We start from the raw sequence: 25,056 nt of genomic DNA on the forward strand, positions 1-25,056 counted from the left end.
TTCAGTCGCCGCGCGCGATTCCCTCGCGGCGCGGGTCCGCACCACCGAACCAGGCATCGCCGCTTCGCGCACGCATGATGCCATGCAAGCCCGACGTCTGGTCTTCGATCAGCACCGCATGTCCGCGTGCCTGCAAGGCGGCGATCAGCCCCGGCGATACACGCCCTTTCTCCAGTTCGGTCGGACCGTTGCGGCTACCGACATTCGGCAGATCGATTGCCCGCTGCATGTCGAGTCCCCAGTCCAGCGTGCCGATCAGCACCTTCGCCACGTAATTGACGATGGACGAACCGCCCGGCGAACCGATCGCCAGAACCAGCCGGTTCGACCGGTCGAAGACGAAGGTCGGCGCCATCGTGCTGCGCGGCCGCTTGCCGGGCTGCACGCGATTGGCGACCGGCCCCGACTCATCCTCGGCCACCGCGGAAAAATCGGTCAGCTCGTTATTCAGCAAAAAACCGTCCACCATCAACCGTGAGCCGAAAGCGTTTTCGATCGTTGTCGTCATCGCTACCGCATGGCCTTCTGCATCGACGATCGACATGTGCGACGTCGACGGCAATTCCGGCGACGCATCGTTACCCCACGCCAGTTGCCAGCCGCGCGGCACACCCGCCTCGGCGTGGCCCATCGAACGTTCACCGATCAGCGCAGCGCGCTGCGCCAGATAGGTCTTGTCCAGCAGTGGTGCGTAACTGTTGCCAGGAAGCGGAACGAAATCGGTATCGGCAACATAGCGATTTCGATCGGCATAGGCGAGGCGTCCGGCTTCGGTAAACAGATGGGCGGCTTGCGGATTCCACGCGCCGTCGTCCGGCTTCAATGCCGAAAGATTAGTCCGTTCCAGAATACCCAACATCTGCGCCACGGCAATCCCGCCCGACGATGGCGGCGGCATGCCGCAGACCATCCAGATCCGGTAAGCGCTACAGACCGGCGCACGCACCTTCGCGCGATAACCGGCCAGATCGGCCGTCGTCATGCCACCCGGATTGGTCGGATGATGCGCGACCTTGTCCGCGATGTCCTGCGCGATGCGGCCTTCGTAGAAGGCATCGGCGCCGCCTTCGGCAATCTGCCGCAGCGTCCGTGCCAGCGCGGGATTCTTCAACAAGTGTCCGGCCGGCCATGGCTGGCCGTTGCCGTCGTAGAAATAGGCAGCCGCTGCCGCATCCTTCTTCAGGTACGGCTCTTCCTTCAACAGCATCGCCAGCCGCGGACTGACGGTAAAGCCTTCTTCCGCCAGCCGGATCGCCGGTACGAACAACGTGCTCCACGGCAGCTTGCCGTAGCGGCGATGCGCCAGTTCCAGCATACGCAACACGCCCGGCACGCCGACCGAGCGGCCACCGACGACGGCATCGAAGAACGGCATCGGTTTGCCTGCCCCATCAAGGAACAGTTTTTCGGTAGCCGACGCAGGCGCCGTCTCGCGCCCATCGAAAGCCCGCACTCGCTTGCCGTCGAAATGCAACAGGAAGGCGCCGCCGCCGATACCGGAAGATTGCGGCTCCACCAGCGTCAGCACCATCTGCACGGCGATGGCTGCATCGACGGCCGAGCCGCCCTGCTTCAGCATTTGGTAGCCGGCATCGACCGCCAGCGGATTGGCGGCGGCAACCATGAACTTCTTCGCGGCCCATCCCGGCTTGACGCTGTAGCCACTGCCGGCTTCCGGCGTGACCGGCAACGGTTCGCGCAGAACGGTTTCGGCCCGCACCCCAGCAAAGGCGGCACACAGGATGACGGCAACGACGAATCGGGACATGCAGATGCTCCGCAGAAAGGCCAGAAGATAACCTGCAGCAGTGTAATCGCGTTGCGCCTACTCCGCAGCGCACCAGCGTATGTACATCGATGTTCAGTCCGATGCCGCCACAAATGGCCACAAACGAAAAGGCAGCCGCAGCTGCCTTTCCTTGCACCGTCTTCAGAAAACAGAGACAGGCAAACCCTGCTTCATTGCATGCATCTCATTGCATGCACTTTGTTGCACTTCACTGCGCATTATTCTGCGACGCATCTTCCTGCTGTTGCGCAACGCTGTTCGGCGCGACAACGACCATCGATGTCTCTTCATGAACAGCCGCCACATCCATGCCGGACATCGGCAGCAGCGGTACCAGCAGCAGCGCAACGATGTTGATGATCTTGATCAGCGGATTGACGGCCGGGCCGGCCGTATCCTTGTACGGATCGCCGACCGTATCGCCGGTCACTGCAGCCTTGTGCGCTTCGGAACCCTTGCCGCCGTGATTACCGTCCTCGATGAATTTCTTCGCGTTGTCCCACGCGCCGCCGCCGGTCGTCATCGAAATCGCGACGAAGATGCCGGTGACGATCGCGCCCATCAGCAAGCCACCCAATGCCGCCGGGCCGAGCAGCACGCCGACCGCGATCGGAATCACCACAGGCAGCAGCGATGGAATCACCATCTCGCGGATCGCCGCCGAGGTCAGCATGTCGACGGCCTTGTCGTACTCCGGCTTGCCGCTGCCGTCCATGATGCCCTTGATCTCGCTGAACTGGCGGCGCACTTCGACGACGACGGCACCCGCAGCACGGCCAACCGCTTCCATCGCCATCGCACCGAACAGATACGGAATCAATCCGCCGATGAACAGGCCGATGATGACCATCGGATTCGACAGGTCGAAGAAGGTACCCTTGCCGACCGAATCGAGCGCATGCGTGTAATCGGCGAACAACACCAATGCGGCAAGCCCGGCGGAGCCGATTGCATAACCCTTGGTCACCGCCTTCGTCGTATTGCCAACTGCATCCAGCGGATCGGTGATCGCGCGTACCGATTCCGGCATGCCGGCCATTTCGGCGATGCCGCCGGCGTTGTCGGTGATCGGGCCGTAGGCATCGAGCGCCACGATGATGCCGGCCATCGACAGCATCGCTGTCGCTGCGATTGCAATGCCGTACAGCCCGCCGAGCCAGTACGATGCCAGGATCGCCACGCACACGGCGACAACCGGCCATGCAGTCGCGCGCATCGATACGCCGAGTCCGGCGATGATATTGGTGCCGTGTCCGGTGGTCGATGCCTGCGCAATATGCCGTACCGGCTTGAAATCGGTGCCGGTGTAATACTCGGTGACGTAGACCATCACGGCAGTGAGCACGATGCCGATCACCGACGAACCGAACATGGCAACGAACAGTTCGCGCGGCATCACGAACCACGTGATGACGGCAAAACCCAGCAGCGAGAGGCCGGCAGCCCACCACAGGCCGATATACAGCGCCGACATGATTTTTCTGCCTTCCTTCGCCTTCACCATCGCACAACCGACGATGGACGCGATGATCGACACTGCGCCCAGCAACAGCGGATAGATCGCAGCGGTGAACTCCATGCCGGTCATCATCAGCGAACCCAGCAGCATCGTCGCGATCAGCGTGACGACGTAGGTTTCGAAAAGATCCGCCGCCATGCCGGCGCAATCGCCGACGTTGTCGCCGACGTTGTCCGCGATCACGGCCGGGTTGCGCGGATCGTCTTCAGGTATACCTGCTTCCACCTTGCCCACCAGATCGGCGCCGACATCCGCGCCTTTCGTGAAGATGCCGCCGCCGAGACGCGCGAAGATCGAGATCAGCGATGCGCCGAACGCGAGGCCGACCAGCGGCACGATCGCATCGTGCAATGTTCCGACGAAGGAACCGTGCTGTGCAGACAGGATGAGTACCAGGAAGAAGATCGCCACGCCGAGCAGGCCGAGGCCGACCACCAGCATGCCGGTGATCGCACCGCCCTTGAAAGCGACGTCCAGTGCTTCGCTCATCCCCTTGGTTGCCGCCTGCGCAGTGCGCACGTTGGCGCGCACCGATACGTTCATGCCGATGAAACCGCAAGCACCGGACAGCACCGCGCCGACCAGGAAACCGGCCGCAGTCAGCCAGCCGAGCGCAAAGGCGATGATGATGAACAGGATGACGCCGACGATGGCAATGGTCCGATATTGCCGCGCGAGATAGGCGGCCGCGCCCTGCTGGATGGCGGATGCGATTTCCTGCATGCGCGCATTGCCCGGATCAAGTCCGAGAATCCAGCTGCGCGAAACCAGCCCGTAGACCACCGCAACAATACCGCACGCAATGACCAGCCATATGGAGATGGACATATCGACTCCTCTTGTTGTCACGACAAAGAATTGACCGCTACGACATTCCGGCGGACATCAAGGGCGTCCGCCGTGCTGCGTACTGCAAGACTTCCGTCGCCCTTTTTATTGTGTCGTACGTGCCAGGGCTGGCTGATTTGATGCTATATCGATATGCAGGTTCAAACAAGCAGGCAAGAAAAAAGCGGACACATGGTCCGCTTGTTTTGCTCTTTAGCCTTGCAGCGCAGCGAAGGCGCTGTCGCGAATTTGATCCACAGGTCCGACACCGGCAATCTTCCGGTACTTCGGCGCACCGGGCTGTCCCGATGCGGCCCACTTGTTGTAGTAGTCGACCAGTACTTCGGTCTGATCGTGATAGACAGCGAGGCGCTTCTTGACCGTTTCTTCCTTGTCGTCGTCGCGCTGGATCAGCTCTTCACCGGTAGCGTCATCGCGTCCTTCTGCCTTCGGCGGATTGAACTTCACGTGATACGTACGACCCGATGCCGGATGCACGCGACGGCCGCTCATGCGTTCGATGATGGCCGCATCCGGCACGTCGATCTCGAGTACATAGTCGATCGCGACGCCGGCTTCCTTCATTGCGTCGGCCTGCGGAATCGTGCGCGGAAAACCGTCGAACAGATAGCCGTGCGCGCAGTCGGGCTGCTTCAGGCGATCCTTGACCAGACCGATGATGATGTCGTCCGACACCAGGCCGCCTTCGTCCATGATTTTCTTGGCGGCAAGGCCGAGCGGCGTGCCAGCCTTGACGGCGGCGCGCAGCATGTCGCCCGTCGAGATTTGCGGAATGTTGAATTTTTCCTTGATGAAACCAGCTTGCGTGCCTTTACCGGCACCAGGCGCTCCGAGGAGGATGAGGCGCATGAAATTTCCCTAAAAAACGAATTGAAATGCTATTGACCGAAGGGCGCACGTTGGATCGGCGCCGCGGTGACAATCGTGAATTGTCGGATTTGGCTTATGAGCAGAGCCCGAAACTTACCACAAAATGACCACAAATCCCCGTTTCGGCTTTGATGCGGCGCATCATGGATGGAAATGGCGGCGCACCCGTTCCAGGTCTTCCGGCGTATCCACGCCGGCTGCCGGCGCATGTTCGGTGACATGCACCGCAATCGGAAAACCGTGCCACAGCACGCGCAACTGCTCGAGCGCCTCGATCTGTTCCAGCGGCGATACCGGCAGTTCCGGGTAATCCTGCAGGAAGCCATTGCGGAATGCGTACAGGCCGATGTGGCGCAACGGTGCATAATTTTTCGGCAAGGCGTCCTTGCCTTGTGCGAATCCATCGCGATGCCATGGAATTGTTGCGCGAGAGAAATACAGCGCGCGATGATTCTTGTCGAGCACGACCTTCACCACGTTCGGATTGAAGACATCGGCCGCATCGTGAATCGCATGCGCGGCAGTCGCCATCGGCACATCGCGAGCCACCAGTGCCGCCGTTGCCGCAATCAGCGACGGATCGATCAGCGGCTCGTCGCCCTGCACATTGACCACCACCGCATCGTCAGGCAAACCCAGCGTTGCGGCCACTTCGGCGATGCGGTCGGTGCCGGAAGGATGATCGGCACGCGTCATCTGCACGGCGATGTCGTTGCGGCGGCAAGCGTCGTAGATATCGGCATGGTCGGTGGCGACAACCACTTGCTGTGCACCGGACTGCGCTGCGCGTTGCGCGACGCGCACGATCATCGGCTTGCCGCCCAGATCGGCGAGCGGCTTGTTCGGCAGGCGAGTGGAAGCGAGACGGGCAGGAATGATGACGGTAAAGGACATGCAGACTTCCGAAAAGGCAAACGGGGCAAGCGAGACAGCTGCGTCAGTTGCGCATCAGTTCGACGACGGCGCAGCCTGCAGGTCGCGCGCCTGGTCGGCCCACATGATCGGAATGCCGTCGCGAATCGGATAGGCCAGCTTGTCGGCGTTGCAGATCAGTTCCTGCGCCTTCCTGTCGTGCTCGAGCGGACCTTTGCAGATCGGGCAAACCAGAATATCAAGCAGTCGAGTGTCCACGGAGTTTCTCCACAATATGTTCGGCGAAGGCGCGGTCGAATTGCGCCGTCACGGGTACGACCCACAGGCGCGGATCGTTTTTCAATGCATCGATTTGCCGACATTTTACTGCATCCTTCTCCGTGATCAGGATGACGTCCGCCGCTACGTCAGCGAACGGATTGTCGGCAAAATCGTAATGATCGGGCAGCGCCATTTCGTCGAACTGCACGCCGGCCTCGCGCAGCAACGTAAAGAAGCGTCGCGGATTGCCGATGCCGGCCGCCGCCACGATGCGCGCCGGCGAATAACCGCTGACCGTTGGCGCAAACGAGCGCAGCGCACGCGGCATATCTCCAGACGAATCGCCTGACGAAACCAGATGTTCGGCAAGCAGCCCGGCCAGACGCATGCGGATCGCACCCGGCATGATTTCCGTTTCTTCGTGAGAACCGTTGACGACGGTGAAATCGCGACGGCGCGTCGCCGGTTCGCGTAGCGGACCGGCCGGCAGCAGCCAGCCGTTGCCGACGCCGCGGCTGTCGAACAACACGATCTCGATATCGCGCGCCAGCTGGTAATGCTGCAGGCCGTCGTCCGCAATCACGACGTCGATTTCCGGATGCGCCGCCAGCATCATCTGCGCCGCCGCCACGCGGTCGCGCCCGACATAAACCGGGCATTGCGCGCGGTGCGCGATCAGCAGCGGTTCGTCACCGACTTCCTGTGCCTGCGACTGCGGCGTGACTGCACGCGGCGCATCGCTATCCGCACCGTAACCGCGCGACACCACACCCGGATGAAAGCCTGCTTCGCGCAGCGACTGCGCCAGCCAGATCGTCAGCGGCGTCTTGCCCGTGCCGCCGACGAAGATGTTGCCGACGACGATCACCGGTACCGGCAGGCGATGCGTTTTTGCAAGACCGAAGCGAAAGGCGAAACGGCGCAGCGCCGACAATGCGCCAAACAGCCACGACAGAGGCAGCAACAGCCACGCCGCCGCGCCGCGCCGTTTCCAGGTGCGTGCGAAAAAATCTTCGAGGGTGGAGCGCTGCAGGGCCAAGGCGGATTCGTTCAGTCCAATAAAAAAGGCCGCCGCAGCGGCCGTTCGATCGATGTCTACTTCTTGCTTTGTGCGGCGAAGGTCACCTTCGCATAACCGGCGATGCGCGCCGCTTCCAGCACATTGATCACCGTCTGGTGCGCCGCCGTCGCGTCGGCGGCGATGATGACCACCGGATCGGGATTCGTCTTGCCGGAAGCATTGGCCGCAGCCGTCAGCTCGGCCGCCAGCGCATCGGGATTCTGCACGGCGACGCGCGCATTGTTGATCGAATAATGACCTTGCGCATCGACGCCGACGTTGATCTCCAGCGGTCGCTCCATCGCCTTCTCGGCATCGGCGGTCGGCAGCGTGATCTGCAGCGCGGTGAACTTGCTGTAGGTGGTCGTCACCATCAGGAAGATCAGGATCACCATCAGCACGTCGATGAAGGCGATCAGGTTGATCTCCGGTTCCTCGCGTCCCTGGCCTCTGCGGAAATTCATCGTCTTCTCCGTTTACCGGCGCGCGCCGTGCACGATGTCGACGAACTTGACTGCCTGCTGCTCCATGTCGACCACGAAGCTATCGACCAGGGCACGAAAGTGACGGTAGAACACCAGCGACGGCATCGCGATCGCCAGGCCAAAACCGGTGTTGTACAGCGCGATCGAAATGCCGTGCGCCAGTTGCGCCGGATTGGAACCGGTGCCGCTGGCGTTCTGCGAACCGAAGATCTCGATCATGCCGACCACAGTGCCGAACAGGCCCATCAGCGGCGCCAGCGAAGCGATCGTACCGAGCGTCGTCAGGAAGCGCTCCAGTTCGTGCGCGGTACCCTGCCCGGCTTCCTCGATCGATTCCTTCATCACGTCGCGCGGTGCATTGACGTTGCGCAGGCCGGCGGCCAGCACGCGACCCAGCGGCGAGTTCTGTTCCAGCGTAGCAATCACATTGGTGTCGATCTTGCCGTTGTGATAGACACGAATCACCTCATCGAGCAGCGTCGGCGGCAGGATGCGGCGGCGGCGCAAATACAGCGAACGTTCGATGATCAACGTCAGGGCAATGATGGAGGAAATCAGCAGCAGCCAGATCGGCCAGCCAGCCGCATGAATGATGGAGAGCAAAACGGGCTCCTTGGTCGATTCGGGGAAGAGTTGTAAACGTTACGGATGGAGAATGTAACGGTTTGGCGCAACGAGAGCAAGTAGCGCTGCCTTGACGTTTTCTTCATGTGCGCAGCTGTCGGCGGTTGTGCACAGTTTCTGTGGATAACATTGTGCGCAACCAATGAGTAAAGATCGAAGCATTTGATTTCAAAGCAGTTTTTTATTCTGCCTGCAAAACAGGCGGTGCATCGATCTGCGGGCAGAACCAGGAAACATAAATAAAAAAGCCGCCGTGACGCAAGGCGCAACGGCGGCGTGCCTGGAAGCCGGATTCCTGCGTTACTTGATACCGCGGAACACCGCGCACTGGCGGAAGGCTTCCTCGGAGAACGGAATCTGCTTGCGCTTGCAGTATTTCGACGTCAGCTTCAACAGTTCCTTGATGTCGCGGCCGCTGCATTTCGCATAGACGTCGCTGAGCTTGTCAATCAGTTCGTCCGACAGATCGGCGTGGAATTGCGTGGACAGCGATTTCCACAGGCGCATCGCATCTTCCTTGGGTGGCAGTTCGTACTGGATCGTCGCGATGCAGCGCGACAGAATCGCATCGTCCACGTCCTCGATGCGGTTCGTCGTCATGAACAGCAGGCCCTTGAAGTATTCCAGCGTGCGCAGGAACTCGGCGACGATCGCGTTGTGCTGCAGATCGTTGTCGCGGCAACGAATGTAGACGTCAGCTTCGTCCAGCAGCAGGATCGCATCCCAGCGTGCGGCACGGCGCAGGATGGACGACAGGTTCTGCTCGACCGAAGCCGCCGTAATGCCGAGCTGCCCGGAATGCACGCGGTACAACGGCTTGCCGACGACTTCCGAATAGACTTCTGCCGTCAGCGTCTTGCCCAGGCCCGGTGCGCCCTTGCACAGAATCGTCGTGCCGCCGGACTTGCCTTCGACGATATCTTCCATCAACGAGCTCATGTCGGCTGTCAGGATATCGATCAGATCGCGGTGATGATCGGGCAGGATCAGTTTATCGCGCAGTTCCGGCTTGTATTCGTAGGCCGTGATGTTCTGCACGTGCACCCAGACATTGTGGTGCAGCTCCAGATGGAACAGGTGCAGATAGCAATGCAGCGGAATGCGGTCGAACGCCGTCTCGTAACCGGCATCGCGCCAGAATTCGGCATCCGTCATCATCTCGAAGCGGCGGTCGAGGATTTCCTCATCGTTCACGCAGCGGGCGGCGACGCCGTTCTTCAGCGGCAGCATCGTGGGACGGCCCTTGTCATCGACGATGAATGCCGCATTGGATGCAATGAACTGCTTGCCGAACTGGCGCTGATACACCAGGAAACGCTTGGCCTGCTTTTCGTATTCCTGCTTGAATTCCTTGCATTCCTTGAAGTAGCCGAACTCGCTCAGCAGCTCCGGAATCGTGCGGTTGACGATGTCGTGGCGGTTGATGACGATCGCATTGGTCATGCCGGCGCGGCGCATGCGCATGTCGGACGCTTCTTCGCGCGTGGCAGCCTGCATCGTGTTGGCCAGCAGGTCGACGACGACATAAGGCGCACCTTGATCAGGCACCACGTAACGCAACCGATGCACCAGCCACGGCAGCATCACGCCGTCCTTGTTGCGGCGGTACAGCCAGCCGTCGATGACATCGCGCGCCAGATAGGCGGCCAGGCCCGGCACCAGTTTTTCCAGATCGGGAATCGTGCGCGCCTGCGGTGCGTTGTAGATGTTGTCCAGCGCCAGCATCTGGAACATCAGCGCGCGGTCTTCATGCGACTTGCTGAGGTTGTACAGCGTATTGAGCGACTTGGCGTCGAACAGCTTGCTGGAAACGATCATCCGGCCATGGCAGACGCCATGTTCGGAAAGACGCTTCGCCAGCGGCGTGTCGGATTCGACCATCTCCAACAATACGTTGACCAGCGATTCCGGTATTTCAAAATCCATTACAACTCCAGTATCGTGCGCGCCTAGCGGCATCGGGATTGTGGGAATAATTATCAGATGCAGGCGGACAGCCGTATTTCAATTCACGCCGCTTTCCTGTCGCATGCGATGGCTGTTGCAGGAAGGGCAAAAGAAAACGGCTTCCATCCTGGGAAGCCGTACCTTGTCGCTGCCAAGACCGGAATGCCGCCCTGCGGACGATTCCTGCCACCTCTCATCGCTGTCTTGCTTCCGTTTCATCGCTGAAGAGAGGTTCCTGCTTCATCGCGAGACCATCATAATGCAATACGCAGTACGAGGAAAGGCAGGTCCGGCGTCTCGCAGACGCACATGCGCGCAATTACGGACATCGATTCGCGCAAATACGGACATGCTTTTCCAATGCTGCCGAAGAGCCGCTTTTCCGAGGGAGAAAACCCCGCTTTGCGGAAAAGCCCATGCCGCCGGCCTGACGGGCGGTCGTCGATCATCAGGGAGTTTGCGTGTCCAGAGGTGTCCTTTTTTCAATCATCGGGTCGGTGTTGTTCGCCGTGCTGTACTTTTATTCGACGCTGCTGGCTCCGATGGACGGCGAACAGATCTTCGGCTGGCGCACACTGCTGACCTTTCCCTGCCTGAGCGCCTTCATCTGGTGGAGCGGCAAGCAGCAACTGGTCATTGGCCTAGCGCAACGCATGTGCCGCGATCCGCGCATCATCATCGGTGCGTTGGCCACTTCCGCTTTCCTTGGCCTGCAACTGTGGCTGTTCATGTGGGCGCCGCTGCACGGCCGCGCGCTGCATGTGTCGCTCGGCTATTTCCTGCTGCCGCTGACGATGCTGCTGACCGGCCGGCTGCTCTATCGCGAACGGCTGTCGCGCCTGCAGAACGTGGCGGCGGCCTGCGCCGCGATCGGCGTCGCCAATGCATTCATCCAGGTCGGCAGCCTGTCGTGGGAAACGCTGGCGGTCGCGCTCGGCTATCCGTTCTATTTCGTCATCCGCCGCCGCATGGATGCCAACCATCTGGGCGGCCTGTGGTTCGACATGGCGCTGCTGCTGCCGGCCGGACTGTACTTCATCGTGACCGGCAGCGTCGGCATGGAAGCACTGGAATCGCACCGCGCCTTGCTGCTGCTGATCCCGCTGCTCGGTGTACTGAGTTCGACGGCGCTGGTGTTCTACATGCTGTCGAGCCAGATGCTGCCGCTCAGCCTGTTCGGCCTGCTCGGTTACGTCGAGCCGGTGCTGCTCGTCTTCGTCGCGCTGCTGCTCGGCGAAACGATACGCGGCAGCGAATGGCTGACGTACATCCCGATCTGGCTGGCCGTCGCATTACTGGCGGCAGACGGTCTTCGCTCACTGCGCCTGCCGCGTCGCAGCGAAGACTGACGCTTCCTTTCCCTTTTCTTTTGCTCCTCATTTGCTCTTCAATCAGGAAATTGCCTGTTCTTGCCCATCGTTATGTATTTGTATAACATAACGAACTTTTGCAACTCAGGAAATCCGCGTCATGCAGCAATTCGGCCGCGATCCGGTGAACGAGACCCAGTGGCGGGCGCTCGACGCCATTGGCGCTCCCTGGCAGTCGCCGTCACCGCACGACTGGCTGCTGGCGATCGACGACACGGACAACCTGACCTCGCGCGGCACCGGCTTTCTGGCGCGCCAGCTGGCGTTGCGCCTCGGTGAACACGGCCTGGCCGACGTCAAGGCGATCACGCGCCATCAGTTGCTGGTCGATCCGCGCATTCCCTACACCTCGCACAACAGTTCCGCTTGCCTGGTACTCGCCGCGATCAAAGACCGGCGCGCAGTATTCGACTACACCTGCGATTACCTGCTGAAGGAAAGTGCCGAAGGCTCCGACGCCGGCACGGTGCTGGTTCGCCGCGATGCGTTGCCGCAGGAAATGCGCGATTTCGGCGCGGCCGCCAAGGTCTCGGTACTGGAACAGAACGATGCACGCGCACTCGCCGCGCGGCACGGCATCGACATGGCCGGGCTGACCGGCACCGGCGGCGGCGTGATCGGCGCCCTGGCCGCGACCGGGCTGAACGCCAGCGGCCGTGACGGCCGCTTCCTGTGGATCAAACGGCTGCGCAGCATGTCGTGCGAACGGCACAGCGCCGCCACGCTGCAACAGCTGACCGGCATCGCCGTGCAAACGATCGACGGCAACGCGATTCCGCATGATGACATCGTCGATCTCGGCGAATGGCCGCGCGCGGTCTTCGTCAACGAACATCCGACCCTGCTTGTGGAGAAAACCGATGAACCGATTTTCAGCGGATGGCGCTCTGCCTCCAAAAACCACATCCGCCAGCACTTTTGACTGGCCCGGCTCGCGCAGCGCGACCTCCCCGCTGCCGGTGGCTTTGCTGCTGTTGCTCGCCGCAGGCATCGCGGCTGCCTTGCTGCGCGAAGCATTTCGTCTACCGCTGCGCATGCCCGGCCATCACGGCATCGAGTGGCTGGCGATTCTTGTGCTGGCGCGACTGACCTCGGCGCGGCCCGTTGCCGGCATGGTCACGGGTATCGGTGCGGCCCTCACGACAATCTGCGTTGGCAGCGGCCACGGCCAGATGGCGTTGGCGCTTACCCTCCTGCTGCAAGGCTGCCTTGCCGATGCATTGCTGTTTCGTCCGCGCCTGCGCATCGTGTTCTTTGCGTGGATTCCGATCGCCGGGGCATTGATTCACATGACGGCACCATTGCTGCGCAATACATGGATGTCGCTGGTTGCCGGCACGCTGCCGTTCCACTCACTGGTCAACGGCCTCGCCTATCCGCTTGCCACGCACGCCTTGTTCGGAGCCGCCGGTGCGACGATCGGCCTGCTGGTGTTCCTGTCGCGCAAACCTGGACGGCACTGAAACGCCACGCACCACGACCAACCAGAACGATCGACTTACTCACGTCCTTTTGCCGGCATTTCGATGCCGGCGTTTTTTTGCCTTCCGATTTTCTCCACTCTTCTCAACCATCGTGAAACACCGTCTTTCCCGCCGATCGCTCTTGCTCGGCAGCCTTGCCATTCCGTTATGCCACGCTGCATGGGCGGACACACAACCGTACACGCTGGGGCAGATCGAAGTCGTCGATCAATCGGCGACCAGCGTCTCCGACAACAGCACCACCGTCTGGCGCATCAGCGCCGACGACATCGCCGCGCGCGGCGCCCGCACGCTCGATGAAGCACTGACGATCGTACCCGGACTGAACGTGCGCAACGGCGGCGAAGGCGTGCCGCGCATCGACATGCGCGGACAGCGCACGCGGCAGATCAAACTGCTTGTAAACGGCGTGCCGGTCAATTCCAATGCCGACGGCCAGTTCAACCCCAGCATGATTCCGGTCGCGCAGATCCAGGAAATCGTCGTGCGTACCGGCACCGCTTCGGTGCTGTACGGCGAAGGCGGCACGGCAGGCATCATCAACGTCATAACGCGACGCGGCGCCGGCCCGGCATCCGGCAATGTCGATGTACGCGTCGGCACCAACAGCACGCGCGCCGTCAGCAGCAGCATCGGCGGCAGTGACGACCGTCTCGACTGGTTCATCGCCGCCGACTATCTGGAGCATGGCGACTTCCGCCTGCCGTCCGGCTACGACCATACGGCGCTGCAATCGTCCGACAAGCGCGTCAACAGCGATTTCAACGATGCCAACGTCGCCGGCAATTTCAGCTATCGCGTCAATCGCGATCTGCAACTCGGCTTCGGCTTCAATGCGGGCCGTGGCGATCAGGGAAAACCGCCAGGCACGTTCGACGCCAGCGATCCGTTCGCACAGCAACCGCGCTATGAACGCACCGAAGACATCGAGCAGACGTCGGCACAGCTGTCCGCCGACTGGGCGATCAACGACAGCACACGCCTGCACGGCTGGATCTACGGCAATGCGCTGCAACAGGATGAACTCCGCTTCGACGGCGCAGACATGGCGCTGCTGCAAAACACGAAAATCAATGGCGGCTTCGACAAGACCTCCAACAGCGAAAGCCTCGGCTATCACGTCCAGCTCGAACACATCCTCAACGAACGGATGACCTTCAGCGTCGCGCTCGACACGCGCCGCGACAGTTACAGCGAAAACGGCCGCATTCGCGACGTCGCCATCGCCGGTGGTGGTGGCGGTGGCGGTGGTGGCGGTGGTGGTGGCGGTGGTGGTGGCGGTGGCGGCGGTGGCGGCGCAGGTGCCAGCTACGGCATTCGTGCGCTGGATACCGACAACAGCGTCCATGTCGATTCCGTCACCGGCGAATTCGATTACCGCACGACGGCTGCCACCGGTCTTGTCATCGGTGCCGGCTGGATCGCACAGCGTCGCGACGACGGTGCCGACCAATCTGCACCGATCGGCGGTATCAGCGGCTACTGGGACATGGATTCCGCATGGCGCGTGAAAGCCGGACTGTCGCGCAAGGCGCGTGCACCAGGCATTGCGCAACTGTATGACAGCGCACGTGGCAATCCGAATCTGAAAATGGAAGAAACGACCACCGCCGAACTGGGTACGTCGTGGAAAGCGTCGGCAAATACGACCGTCGATGCCACGCTGTTCCGTTCGGCGATCCGCAACTTCATCCAGTCCGATGCCGATGGCCGCCAGCAGAATCACGATCGCTATCGCAATACCGGCCTCGAACTGCAACTGCGTTCGGTAACCGGTCCGGTGCAATACGGTGCCGGTTACACCTATCTGGTCGGCAAGGATCAATCCGGCGAAACAGGCAATGCGCGCACACTGCAATACCTGCCGCGCCATCGCCTGACGCTGGATGCGCAATGGCACATCGACGAACGCACGCTGCTGTCGGCCGATCTGCTGTATGTCGGCAAGCAGGATTACTATTCGCGCGGCACGACAGTGCAGTCGGATCAGCTGCCGTCCTATGTGCTGCTCAACAGCCGCCTCGCCTACACGCTGCCGGGAACGAAGACGCAACTGTACATCGGCGTCGACAATCTGTTCGACCGCGTCTATGCGGCCAGCTACGGATTTCCGCAGGAAGGCCGCTACGCGTACATCGGCGTCAATCAACGGTTCTGACCGCGTTTCATCACGGCATGAAAACGGGCAAGGCTTGCTTCGCCCGTTTTTACGCCGGTTTTTGCTTTACCATCTGGCTTCGCGCCACAGCGGCGCGATGATTGCCCGATGCCATGACCGAATCCGCCTCCCCTTCCGTTCTTACCGTTTCCGCCCTGAATCAGGCGGTCGCCCGCATGCTGGAACGCAGCTTTCCGCTGACGTGGATCGGCGGCGAGATTTCGAATTTCACGCGCGCCGCTTCCGGCCACTGGTATTTCACGCTGAAGGACGATGCGGCGCAGGTACGCGCCGTGATGTTCCGCGGCCGCGCGCAATATGCGGACTTCACGCCGCGCGAAGGCGATCGCGTCGAGGTGCGCGCGCTCGTCACGCTGTATGCGCCGCGCGGCGATTACCAGTTGAACGTCGAGGCGATCCGCCGCGCCGGCGTCGGCAATCTGTACGAAGCCTTTTTGCAGCTGAAGGAAAAGCTCGCCGCCGAAGGGCTGTTCGACGCCGCGCGCAAACGTCCCTTGCCGGATTTCGTCCGCACCATCGGCATCGTCACCAGCCCGCAAGCCGCAGCGCTGCGCGATGTGCTGACCACGCTGCGCCGCCGCGCACCGCATGTCCGCGTCGTCCTGTATCCGACGCCGGTGCAAGGCGAAGGCGCTGCTTCGAAGATCGCCCAGGCCATCGCCACCGCTTCGGCACGCAACGAATGCGACGTGCTGCTGGTATGCCGCGGCGGCGGCAGCATCGAGGACCTGTGGTCGTTCAATCATGAAATCGTGGCGCGCACCATCGTCGGCTGCGATATTCCCGTCATCGTCGGTGTCGGCCACGAGACCGATTTCACCATCGCCGATTTTGCCGCCGACCTGCGCGCGCCGACGCCCACGGCTGCGGCCGAGCTCGCCGCACTGCCGCGCGCCGACTGGCTAGCGCAACTGGAAGGCCATGCCGACGACCTGCAGTATGCCCTGCGCAAGCGCATCTCCGACACCTCGCAGACGCTGGACTGGCTGTCGCGCCGCCTGATCAGCCCGTCGGCCTATATTGCGCATGAGCGCGTCAAGCTGCAGAACCTGCAGGCGCGGCTGCATCATGCCCATCGCATGCCGCTGGACACGGCACGCTTTGCGCTCGCGCAATTGCGCCAACGCTGGCAGGCCCAACTACCGGATACGCGCGCACCGCGCATCCGCATCGCCGCCCATGCACGTCATCTGACGAGCTGCGTGAGCGCGCATCTGGATCGCCGGCAGCGGCATCTGTCCGCCTTGAGCGCACAACTGGAAATGCTGAATCCGCAACGCACGCTGGAACGCGGCTATGCGATCGTCACCGACGAAAAAGGCCAGGTCGTGCGCACGCCACGGCAATTGCAACCGCACAAGCATGTCACGCTGCGGCTGGCCGACGGCACCGCGCAGATCGGCATCGCCAGCGTGCAGCAGCCATTGGGCGGCGACTGAGCAATCTGGCACGACCAACCCGCATGTCTACAGGAAATTCCCTGCCGGGTATGCAGGCATGGCATAACCGCTTTACAATAAGGCCCTTTCAAAAACAACAATCGTTGCAGTTTTACTTTCAACCTCCACAAAGGACGACCATGGAACATACCCTGCCGGCACTGCCCTATGCGTTGGATGCGCTTGCTCCCCATATCTCGAAAGAGACGCTTGAATTCCACTATGGCAAGCATCATCAGACCTATGTGACGAATCTGAACAACCTGATCAAAGGTACCGAATTCGAGAACCTGTCGCTCGAAGACATCGTCAAGAAATCTTCCGGCGGCATCTTCAACAATTCGGCACAAGTCTGGAACCACACCTTCTACTGGAACGGCCTGAAGCCAAACGGCGGCGGCGCTGCAACCGGTGCGATCGCCGATGCGATCAATGCAAAATGGGGTTCCTTCGACAAGTTCAAGGAAGAGTTCACCAAATCCTGCGTCGGCAACTTCGGTTCCGGCTGGACCTGGCTGGTGAAGAAGGCCGACGGTTCGCTCGACATCGTCAACACGTCGAACGCTGCCACCCCGCTGACGACCGGCGACAAGCCGCTGCTGACCTGCGACGTCTGGGAACACGCTTACTACATCGACTATCGCAACGCCCGTCCGAAATATCTGGAAGCGTTCTGGGCGCTAGTGAACTGGGATTTCGCGTCGAAAAACCTGGCGTAATTCTCGCCCCCGCACGACTCGCAAAAGCCCTTGCCTTACCGGCAAGGGCTTTTTGTTTTGGCAACGCGTATTTGCAGAGCGACTTGACGACTGAATTTCTATATTCCTTTTTCGCATGATCAAATACAAAAGTTATCGTTTGAGCGCATAAGGAACTTTGTTATAGTCGGTTCGCTTCGCATCAACTTGCGTCAAGACAATAAAAAGCGGACAGGCAGTACCGCTTCCACACACATGGAGTGAACAAATGTTCAAGAAAATCGTCCTGCTGGCCGCTACCGCGGCTTTGCTGTCCGGTGTTGCACAGGCACAGGAAAAACCGTTGCTGAACGCATCGTTCGACGTCGCCCGCGAAACCTTCGCTGCGATCAACCCGAAATTCCAGGCCTACTGGAAAAAGGAAACCGGCCAGGATCTGAAGATCGACCAGTCGTTTGCCGGCACCTCGCGCCAGGCACAGGACATCATGCAGGGCAAGAAGGTCGACGTCGTCACCTTCAACCAGGTCACCGACATCGACATCCTGGCCAAGCGCGGCCTGGTGCGCAAGGACTGGCAGAAAGCCTTCCCGAACAACAGTTCGCCGTACTACAGCACGATCGCCTTCCTGGTGCGCAAGGGTAATCCGAAGAACATCCATACCTGGGACGATGTGGTGCGCAGCGACGTGAAGGTCGTGTTCCCGAATCCGAAGACTTCCGGCAACGCACGCTACACCTATCTGGCCGCATGGCTGTATGCGAACGAGAAGTACAAGGGCGACGAAGCCAAGACCAAGGAATTCGTCGGCAAGCTGCTGCACAATGTCGTGAACTTCCCGACCGGTGGCCGCGGCGCGACGGTGGCCTTTGCGCAGAACAATCAGGGCGATGCGCTGCTGACCTTCGAATCGGAAGTGATCAACATCGCCAAGAGCGACGAATTCAAGGCCGGCGGTTATGAAATCGTGGTGCCGCCGGTTTCCGTGCTGGCTGAATTCCCGGTTGCCGTGGTCGACAAGGTGGTCGATGAAAAAGGCACCCGCAAGGTCGCCACTGCCTACCTGAACTACGAATACTCGCGCGAAATCCAGTTGCTGCTGACGACGTTCAACTACCGCGTCAACCATCCGGACGTCGCCAAGGTCGTGGCCGACAAGTATCCGAAGGTGCGCCTGATCGATCCGACCAAAGTGCTGGGTTCGTGGGACGACATCCAGGCGACCCACTTCAGCAGCGGCGGCGTGCTCGATCAGTTGCTGGCAAAACGCCACTGATTGACCACTGATAAACGGCGCTGCCTTTCTGGCAGTACGTTCCACGGTGGTTTACAATGCCGCTCGTTCACACGACCATCCTGATCGGATGGTCGTTTGTTTTGGCGCAAGACCGTTCGCGGCGCTGCGCGGCCGTTTCTGAAACCCGCACCCTATCGTGACTTCACCGCTCCGCTTTTTCCGCAGCACGCCAGTCTTGCCGGGCTTCTCGCTCAGCTTCGGCGTTTCGACGCTGTACATCAGCCTCGTCATCCTGCTGCCGATCTCCGCACTGCTGATCTACATCAGCGGCATGACGTGGTCGCAGTACTGGTTCGCCATCAGCGATGCGCGCATGATCCAGAGCTACAAGGTCACGATCGCCGGCGCCTTCTATTCAACCGTCATCGTGACGATGATCGGTTTCCTGTGGGCGTGGATCATCACGCGCTACAACTTCCCGGGACGCCGCCTGCTCGATTCGCTGGTCGACCTGCCGTTCGCGCTGCCGACCTCGGTAGCCGGCATCACGCTGTCGGCGCTGTTCATTCCCAGCGGCTGGCTCGGCCAATGGTTCGAGCTTTTTGGCTGGAAGATTTCGTATGCCTTCCCCGGCATCGTGGTGGCGATGATCTTCACCAGCATCCCGTTCATCGTGCGTTCGGTGCAGCCGGTGCTGGAAGACATGGATGCCGAGCTGGAAGAAGCCGCGCTGATGCTGGGTGCGAACAAATGGCAGATCTTCTCGCGCGTGATCCTGCCGACGCTGCTGCCGGCATTGATTGCCGGTTCGTCGCAGGCCTTCATCCGCAGCCTGGGCGAATTCGGTGCCGTCATCATGATCGCCGGCAACATTCCGTACGAAACCGAAGTCACGTCGCTGATGCTGTTCGTGCGCCTGCAGGAATACAACTACCCTGCCGCCGCCGCCATCGCTTCGGTCGTTCTGCTCGCGTCGCTGACGCTGCTGTTCCTGCTGCAACTGGCGCAGGGCAAGCTGTTCAACAAATCGTAAGGAGCGCGGGATGGCACAAACGACACGCAAGGCGAAACGTCCGGTCGAACTCCATCAGTGGCTGCTGATCGCCACCGGCATCGCGCTGGCGATCATGCTGCTGGCCATGCCGCTGATCCTGATTTTCACGCAGGCGCTGCAAGGCGGCGTCGAACTGCTGCGCGCCAACCTCAGTGAAGACTTCATGCAGCATGCACTGAAACTGACGCTGCTGACTGCAGTAATGACGGTACCAATCAATCTCGTGTTCGGCATCCTGCTTGCGTGGTGCGTCACCCGCTACGATTTCTTCGGCCGCCGGCTGCTGATCACGCTGGTCGAAATTCCTTATGCGACGTCGCCGGTGGTCGCCGGCTTCTGCTATCTGGTGGTCTACGGCCTGGAAGGCACGATCGGCAAATGGCTGTATGCGGAAGACATCCAGCTGATGTTTGCATGGCCCGGCATCATCATGGTCACCGTATTCGTCACCGCGCCCTACATCGCGCGCATCCTGATGCCGCTGATGCAGAAACAGGGCACCGAGGAAGAAATCGCCGCGCTGTCGCTGGGTGCCGGCGGCTGGAAAATTTTCTGGCACGTGACGCTACCCAACATCAAATGGGCACTACTGTACGGCGCCGTCATCACCAATGCGCGCGCAGTCGGCGAGTTCGGCGCGGTGGCAGTCGTCTCCGGCACCATCATGAACCAGACGCTGACACTGCCGCTGCTGGTCGAGCAGCTGAACAACGATTACAAGACCGCGGCCGCCTTCACTGCGGCCGCGCTGCTGGCCTGCATGGCGCTCATCACGCTGGTGCTGAAGACGTTGATGGAATGGCGCCAGGAAAGACGCGAGAGCGAACCGGCCGATATACGCGCAGCCTGATCTTCTTGTCATACTGGCACCGCCTTTTTTATCAGATTTTTCCGTCGCGTTTTCCGGCGGAATGATGTTAGACTTCGGTCACTGCCGGTAAGGGCGTACGCCCCCAGCCACAGCAGTCGAACTTCAGGGTTCGCACAATTTGTCGGCCTTTTCCTACACCAACCCGAGGAAATGACCGATCGCCATCGAACGAAGGCTCCTCTATTCTCGCAACTCGACAGTCGCGCAGAAAATTGTTTGTCCGGGATTGACGTGTGACAGCGGCAGCTTTGCAGTCTGCACACCGATTTCCATTTCGAGAAAGGAATCGATATGTACAAAAATCAGGACGACCTCGCTTCTCCGCTGTACGCCAGCCAGGATGACGAACGGGAAGATATCCCGGTGGAAGAACGCGATATCGTCGCCGACGCCGATGCAGAAGATGCGCTGCCCAGCCACATCACCGTCGTTCCTTTCAGCACGACTAAAACCGGCTCGTTCCAGTAAGACGTGCCGCGGAGCTTGTTGCTCCGACAAATAAAAAGCGCGGTCAATGACCGCGCTTTTTTTTGCTTCTCCTCCGTCCGTTCTATCTTGGCTGCCCCGCACGCATTGCAGCGCCCGCATCCGCCACCGTAATATCCGCCGTCTTCTGTGCTGCATCTGCAGCCTCGACTTCTGCCGGCCGTACAGCGAGTTCGTACGACATCTGCAGGCGGGACGGTGTAGCCGGCTGCACATTTCCTTCCGCAGCGTTCTTTTGCGTCGCCTGCATTTTTTGCGACTGTGCCGGCACTGCCGCATCCTGTGCATTCCATCCGGCCACGCCGACCAGCAGCGCAAGGCCTGCAGCCAGTGCGGCAAAGGCTCGACCAGCCGACGGCTTGCGTGACGGCATCGCGACAGGCGCTTCAGCCAGCACCGCAGTCGCACGCGATTGCCATGCCTCGTGCTGCGCACCGCGTTCGCCGATGCGCGTGATCAGTTCATCGGCCAGCTTCTGCGCCTCGATGCGTTCGCGCTCCAGCCGATCGCGATCCGATTGCGACAATTCCAGCGCCATTGCAGCAGCGCGCGCATGCTGCTGCGCCAGCTCCGCAGCCTGACGTTCCGTTGCCGTCTTCGCTTCCTGCGCTGCACGCATTTCGGCTTCGGCAGCCGCGATCTGACGCGCCAGCTCCGCCGCTTCCATTTCCGCGATCGCGGCCAGTTCGGCTTCCGTGCGTGCCTGCTGCTCGGCCAACAGTTTTTCCTGCGACGCATACATGGCGATTTCGTTCGCTTCGGCGCGCTGCTGCTCTGCTTCGAGCTGCTCTTCCAGCATTGCCAGCCTCTGTTGCTCGGCTTCCGCGCGCTGCGCTTCGGCCTGCGCCAGCTGTGTCGCCTGCTGAGCCTGGCGCGCAACCGCTTCGGTTGCGATGCGTTGTGCCTCGGCCTGTGCTGCTTCCTGCTTCAGCGTCTCCTGTTCGGCGGCAATCGCGGCGGCGGCCGCATCGCACAATGCCTGCTGTGCACGTTCGCGGCTGCGCATGATCGCAGCCTGTTCCTGTTCGGCACGCACACGCGCTTCGGTCGCTTCTAGCGCGGCCTGTTCGGCTGCCAGCTTTTCCTGCGTGGCAAGCAGCATGATCTCGGCGGCATCGGCGCGCTGCTGTTCGGCGATCAGTTTCTGCTCGATGGCATCCATCGCACGCTGTTCGAGTTGCGCGCGCGCACGTTCCTTCTGTGCCAGTTCGATGGCGCGACGTGCCTTGGCTTCGGCAATTTCCGCCGTCGCGCATTGCAGTTTCACTTGCTGCGTCAGTTCTTCCAGTTGCTGCTTCTCGGCCTCAACGATGGTCACCGCCGCCGCATGCAAGGTACGTTCGTTTTCCGTGCGCGCTTGCAGCAGTTCGGCCTGTTTCTGTTCGATCTGCTGGCGTGCAGTCGTTTCCGCATGCAGCAACTGCTCCATCGCGAACTTGTTTCGTACGGCCTGCAGTGCCTGCTGCTCCGCATCACTGCGTGCGCGTTCGGCCTGCGCCAGTGCCACTGCTTCGGTGGCGCGCTGTTCCGCTGCCGTTGCAGCAGCCTGCTGCAATTCCGCCTGCACGCGCGTCTGTTCGAGCTGCACACGCATGGCATTGCATTCGACTTCGGTCGCTTCACGTATCTTGCGTTCCGCCAGTTCGCGTTCGCGCAGCAATTCCATCTGCTGCAGTTCGGCTTGCGTGCGTGTTTCGGCTTCGTCTTTCGCCGCGGCTTCGATACGGCATTTTTCCTCGACGGCCTGCACGGCCATTTCTTCCGCCTCGACACGCTCGCGCTCGGCGCGCGTCAGATCGATCATGCGGCGCACTTTCGTCAGCGAGACGTGCGTGGTCTTGCGTTGCAATTCGGTCTTGGCTTTCGCCTGCGCCAGAATATGCTGCTGCGCGACCTGCTCTGCTTCGCAGGCGGCGCGCAGTTCGCGATCGGCTTTTCCCTGTTCTGCCAGCAAAGCAGCTTGTTCGTCGTTGGCACGCGCACGCGCTTCGGCTTCGGCACGCGCTTTTTCTTCCTGCGCAATGCGGACGCGATGGCTTTCCATTTCCTGCTGCACGGCAGCGACATGGCGGCGCTCGGCCGCCAGCTTTTTCTGCATCAGCGCCAATGCGGCCTGTTCATCCTGCAGGCGCTGCGCCTGAACTTTTGCCAGCGCAACGGCTTCTTTCGCCTTGGCGACGGCGGCTTCGGCGGCGGCGCTCTTCAGATCGGCCTGCGCCATCGTCTGTTCCAACGTCACGCGCGCGGCTTCGCGTTCGCCCTGCTGTGCAGCCAAGGCCTTCTGTTCGGCTTCGTCCTTCATCCGCAGCAGCGCAGCCTGTTCCTTCTCGGTTTCGACGCGTGCCGCTGCCGTGGCAGCCAATGCGTCTTCGGCGCGAATTTTTTCGTGCAATGCCTGCATCGCCTGCTGTTCGGCCAGGATGCGCGCATGTTCGGCATCGGCCAGTGCCAGCGCATGTTGCGCCTTCTGTCCGGCGGCATCGGCCAGTTGCTGCTGCAGCGCCAGATATTCGGCTGCCTTGTCCAGCGCCAGTTTTTCCGACACGGCGCGGCCTGCTTCCATATCGGCAGCGGCACGTTCGGCATGCAGGCGCTGTTCGGCCAGTGCACGCGCACGCTCCTCTTCTTCCGCACGCACGTGGGCAGCAGCGAGCGCCTGCTGCTCGGCCGCTTCGCGGCGCTGCGCCTCTTCCGCGGCGCGCGCTTCCACGATGACGCGTGCACGCGCCTGTTCTTCCGCCTGATGTTCCGCTTCCACACGTGCGACGGCGGCATCCTGCAACTGCTTTTCGACTTGGATGCGTGCCTCGGTAGCGACACGCACACGTTCGTCTGCTTCGCGGCGCGATTGCGCGGCGACAGCAGCCATCTGCTCCACATGTTCACGGCGTTCGGCAGTCGCGCGCATCTCGGCTTCGGCCTGCAGGCGCTGCTGCACGGCGGCCAGCGCACGCTGTTCGGATTCGATGCGCGCTTCAGCGATGCGTTGCTGTTCGGTTTCGATTGCGGCGCGCTCCTGCGCTTCTTCACGCGCGCGCACTTCTGCCGGCACGCGGCTGAGCATGAGACTCAATGCCTTGCCTTCGGCTTCTTCGCGCTGCTGAGCCAACAGCATCGCATCGCGCTTGGCGCTCAACAGCAGCTTGCTGGTCTCCTGCGCTTCCTTCTCACGGCGTTCCAGTTCGCGCGCCATGCGGGCAACCTGTGCTTCCAGATGGCCGCGCTGCGTCGCTTCTTCTTCAGCTGCGCGCGTGGCGCGTTCGGTGATGGCAATGCGTTCGTTCAATCGCGCTTCGGTATCGCGGGCACGTGCCTCGAGTTCGCGCTCCTGATCGATCTGTTCGGCGGCCAGTTTGCGCGCCTGCTCTTCGGCCTGCGCGCGTTCGCTGGCGATGCGACTCAGATGCGCATCGGTTTCGGCACGGGCGCGCAGTTCGGCGATTTCCTTGTTGACGGCCTGAGCACGCGCTTCGCTGGCCGTGCGCGCTTCGCGTTCTGCTTCGAGACGGGAACGGCTGGCGGCGATTGCATCTTCTGCCGCACGCGCGTTGCGCTGGGCTTCGGCAGCAGCAGCGGCATCCGCCTGCGCGCGCTCCTCGGCCAGCGAACGTGCCTGTGCCTCGGCGGCAGCGCGGTTTTCCGCATTGACGGTGGCCTTGGCTTCGGCTTCGACGCGCGCAATCGCTTCGCGGATCGCTTTCAGGTCCATGCCGCCGACACGTCCGCCATTGCGCGGCGCGTGCAGCACGCTGTCGATGAAGTCGTCGTTTTCCGCTCCTGCACCTTGCAGGGATAAGGTTTTGCGCTGCGCCTCGTTCGTTGCCATCATGGCTCCTGGTTGACTGTTCCGCTCCGGTCCATCGCATGCAGACCGGACTTCTTCCTGATAGGCATTATCGGGGGCGGATCGTCAAACCAGACTTGGAAAAGAGGGGAAAAGCCGAGCCATTTCGGCAATATG

General features: G+C 61.3%; 21 protein-coding genes. 10 read left to right on the plus strand and 11 right to left on the minus strand.

What is annotated here, in order from left to right; genetic code table 11:
* Window position 1 precedes the first annotated feature (1 nt).
* The 10 genes from ggt to IEV40_RS03230 form a co-directional block, all read right to left on the minus strand.
* Window positions 2-1,768, minus strand: a complete 1,767-nt coding sequence (ggt, locus tag IEV40_RS03185; protein ID WP_188419493.1) for a gamma-glutamyltransferase — start codon at window positions 1,766-1,768, stop codon at window positions 2-4.
* Between the two features lie 229 nt (window positions 1,769-1,997).
* Window positions 1,998-4,136, minus strand: a complete 2,139-nt coding sequence (locus IEV40_RS03190) for a sodium-translocating pyrophosphatase (RefSeq protein ID WP_188419494.1) — start codon at window positions 4,134-4,136, stop codon at window positions 1,998-2,000.
* Between the two features lie 213 nt (window positions 4,137-4,349).
* Complete coding sequence (gene adk, locus IEV40_RS03195) at window positions 4,350-5,006, minus strand: adenylate kinase (protein WP_188419495.1); 657 nt, start codon at window positions 5,004-5,006, stop codon at window positions 4,350-4,352.
* Window positions 5,007-5,168: 162 nt separating this feature from the next.
* Entirely contained in the window at window positions 5,169-5,921 is a 753-nt protein-coding gene (kdsB, locus tag IEV40_RS03200; RefSeq protein WP_188419496.1) for a 3-deoxy-manno-octulosonate cytidylyltransferase, read from the minus strand.
* A gap of 54 nt (window positions 5,922-5,975) precedes the next feature.
* On the minus strand, window positions 5,976-6,158 hold the full coding sequence (locus tag IEV40_RS03205) for a Trm112 family protein (RefSeq protein ID WP_188419497.1): 183 nt from the start codon (window positions 6,156-6,158) through the stop codon (window positions 5,976-5,978).
* On the minus strand, window positions 6,139-7,200 hold the full coding sequence (lpxK, locus tag IEV40_RS03210; protein WP_188419498.1) for a tetraacyldisaccharide 4'-kinase: 1,062 nt from the start codon (window positions 7,198-7,200) through the stop codon (window positions 6,139-6,141). Before lpxK ends, IEV40_RS03205 begins: the two co-directional genes overlap by 20 nt.
* Before the next feature lie 56 nt (window positions 7,201-7,256).
* The gene (locus IEV40_RS03215) at window positions 7,257-7,685 is read right to left on the minus strand and encodes an ExbD/TolR family protein (RefSeq protein WP_188419499.1); all 429 of its coding nucleotides are present in this window, start codon (window positions 7,683-7,685) and stop codon (window positions 7,257-7,259) included.
* 12 nt (window positions 7,686-7,697) lie between these two features.
* Entirely contained in the window at window positions 7,698-8,309 is a 612-nt protein-coding gene (locus IEV40_RS03220; protein WP_188419500.1) for a MotA/TolQ/ExbB proton channel family protein, read from the minus strand.
* A gap of 321 nt (window positions 8,310-8,630) precedes the next feature.
* Window positions 8,631-10,256 carry an AAA family ATPase gene (locus IEV40_RS03225; protein ID WP_188419501.1) on the minus strand — a complete coding sequence of 542 codons (1,626 nt, stop codon included), beginning with the start codon at window positions 10,254-10,256 and terminating at the stop codon, window positions 8,631-8,633.
* 275 nt (window positions 10,257-10,531) lie between these two features.
* The gene (locus tag IEV40_RS03230; RefSeq protein WP_188419502.1) at window positions 10,532-10,726 is read right to left on the minus strand and encodes a hypothetical protein; all 195 of its coding nucleotides are present in this window, start codon (window positions 10,724-10,726) and stop codon (window positions 10,532-10,534) included.
* Between the two features lie 12 nt (window positions 10,727-10,738).
* On the opposite strand from IEV40_RS03230, the gene rarD reads away from it, so the two are divergent.
* The 10 genes from rarD to IEV40_RS03280 all read left to right on the plus strand — a co-directional run bounded on the left by rarD (window position 10,739) and on the right by IEV40_RS03280 (window position 21,077).
* On the plus strand, window positions 10,739-11,626 hold the full coding sequence (gene rarD, locus IEV40_RS03235; protein WP_188419503.1) for an EamA family transporter RarD: 888 nt from the start codon (window positions 10,739-10,741) through the stop codon (window positions 11,624-11,626).
* 121 nt (window positions 11,627-11,747) lie between these two features.
* On the plus strand, window positions 11,748-12,569 hold the full coding sequence (locus IEV40_RS03240) for a hypothetical protein (protein ID WP_188419504.1): 822 nt from the start codon (window positions 11,748-11,750) through the stop codon (window positions 12,567-12,569).
* A 37-nt stretch (window positions 12,570-12,606) separates the two neighbouring features.
* Window positions 12,607-13,110, plus strand: coding sequence for a hypothetical protein (locus IEV40_RS03245; RefSeq protein WP_188419505.1), 504 nt, complete (start codon window positions 12,607-12,609; stop codon window positions 13,108-13,110).
* A 142-nt stretch (window positions 13,111-13,252) separates the two neighbouring features.
* Window positions 13,253-15,289 carry a TonB-dependent receptor plug domain-containing protein gene (locus IEV40_RS03250; RefSeq protein ID WP_188419506.1) on the plus strand — a complete coding sequence of 679 codons (2,037 nt, stop codon included), beginning with the start codon at window positions 13,253-13,255 and terminating at the stop codon, window positions 15,287-15,289.
* A 113-nt stretch (window positions 15,290-15,402) separates the two neighbouring features.
* A complete protein-coding gene (gene xseA, locus IEV40_RS03255) occupies window positions 15,403-16,749 on the plus strand; it encodes an exodeoxyribonuclease VII large subunit (protein ID WP_188419507.1) in 1,347 nt (448 codons plus the stop codon).
* A 140-nt stretch (window positions 16,750-16,889) separates the two neighbouring features.
* A complete protein-coding gene (sodB, locus tag IEV40_RS03260) occupies window positions 16,890-17,468 on the plus strand; it encodes a superoxide dismutase [Fe] (RefSeq protein ID WP_188419508.1) in 579 nt (192 codons plus the stop codon).
* 247 nt (window positions 17,469-17,715) lie between these two features.
* Window positions 17,716-18,723: a thiosulfate ABC transporter substrate-binding protein CysP gene (cysP, locus tag IEV40_RS03265; RefSeq protein ID WP_188419509.1), complete on the plus strand. Its 1,008-nt coding sequence runs from the start codon at window positions 17,716-17,718 to the stop codon at window positions 18,721-18,723.
* Between the two features lie 157 nt (window positions 18,724-18,880).
* Window positions 18,881-19,717: a sulfate ABC transporter permease subunit CysT gene (gene cysT, locus IEV40_RS03270; RefSeq protein WP_188419510.1), complete on the plus strand. Its 837-nt coding sequence runs from the start codon at window positions 18,881-18,883 to the stop codon at window positions 19,715-19,717.
* A 10-nt stretch (window positions 19,718-19,727) separates the two neighbouring features.
* Window positions 19,728-20,588, plus strand: coding sequence for a sulfate ABC transporter permease subunit CysW (cysW, locus tag IEV40_RS03275; protein ID WP_188419511.1), 861 nt, complete (start codon window positions 19,728-19,730; stop codon window positions 20,586-20,588).
* A 312-nt stretch (window positions 20,589-20,900) separates the two neighbouring features.
* On the plus strand, window positions 20,901-21,077 hold the full coding sequence (locus IEV40_RS03280) for a hypothetical protein (RefSeq protein ID WP_188419512.1): 177 nt from the start codon (window positions 20,901-20,903) through the stop codon (window positions 21,075-21,077).
* A gap of 82 nt (window positions 21,078-21,159) precedes the next feature.
* Here IEV40_RS03280 and IEV40_RS03285 read toward each other — a convergent pair whose 3' ends face one another.
* Window positions 21,160-24,924 (minus strand): coiled-coil domain-containing protein, encoded by a 3,765-nt coding sequence (locus IEV40_RS03285; RefSeq protein WP_188419513.1) that lies wholly within the window; start codon window positions 24,922-24,924, stop codon window positions 21,160-21,162.
* Window positions 24,925-25,056 lie beyond the last annotated feature (132 nt).

The sequence above is a fragment of the Oxalicibacterium solurbis genome (assembly GCF_014635845.1).
Classification (GTDB): Bacteria; Pseudomonadota; Gammaproteobacteria; order Burkholderiales; family Burkholderiaceae_D; genus Oxalicibacterium; species Oxalicibacterium solurbis.

Bases quoted from the DNA above. Each gene is read 5' to 3' on its own strand.
- IEV40_RS03240 (WP_188419504.1), top strand. From the start codon at position 11,748: ATGCAGCAATTCGGCCGCGATCCGGTGAACGAGACCCAGTGGCGGGCG.
- xseA (WP_188419507.1), top strand. From the start codon at position 15,403: ATGACCGAATCCGCCTCCCCTTCCGTTCTTACCGTTTCCGCCCTGAAT.
- IEV40_RS03230 (WP_188419502.1), bottom strand. From the start codon at position 10,726: ATGATCGACGACCGCCCGTCAGGCCGGCGGCATGGGCTTTTCCGCAAA.
- IEV40_RS03225 (WP_188419501.1), bottom strand. From the start codon at position 10,256: ATGGATTTTGAAATACCGGAATCGCTGGTCAACGTATTGTTGGAGATG.
- cysW (WP_188419511.1), top strand. From the start codon at position 19,728: ATGGCACAAACGACACGCAAGGCGAAACGTCCGGTCGAACTCCATCAG.
- ggt (WP_188419493.1), bottom strand. From the start codon at position 1,768: ATGTCCCGATTCGTCGTTGCCGTCATCCTGTGTGCCGCCTTTGCTGGG.
- IEV40_RS03280 (WP_188419512.1), top strand. From the start codon at position 20,901: ATGTACAAAAATCAGGACGACCTCGCTTCTCCGCTGTACGCCAGCCAG.
- kdsB (WP_188419496.1), bottom strand. From the start codon at position 5,921: ATGTCCTTTACCGTCATCATTCCTGCCCGTCTCGCTTCCACTCGCCTG.
- cysP (WP_188419509.1), top strand. From the start codon at position 17,716: ATGTTCAAGAAAATCGTCCTGCTGGCCGCTACCGCGGCTTTGCTGTCC.
- IEV40_RS03285 (WP_188419513.1), bottom strand. From the start codon at position 24,924: ATGATGGCAACGAACGAGGCGCAGCGCAAAACCTTATCCCTGCAAGGT.
- IEV40_RS03215 (WP_188419499.1), bottom strand. From the start codon at position 7,685: ATGAATTTCCGCAGAGGCCAGGGACGCGAGGAACCGGAGATCAACCTG.
- sodB (WP_188419508.1), top strand. From the start codon at position 16,890: ATGGAACATACCCTGCCGGCACTGCCCTATGCGTTGGATGCGCTTGCT.
- IEV40_RS03190 (WP_188419494.1), bottom strand. From the start codon at position 4,136: ATGTCCATCTCCATATGGCTGGTCATTGCGTGCGGTATTGTTGCGGTG.
- adk (WP_188419495.1), bottom strand. From the start codon at position 5,006: ATGCGCCTCATCCTCCTCGGAGCGCCTGGTGCCGGTAAAGGCACGCAA.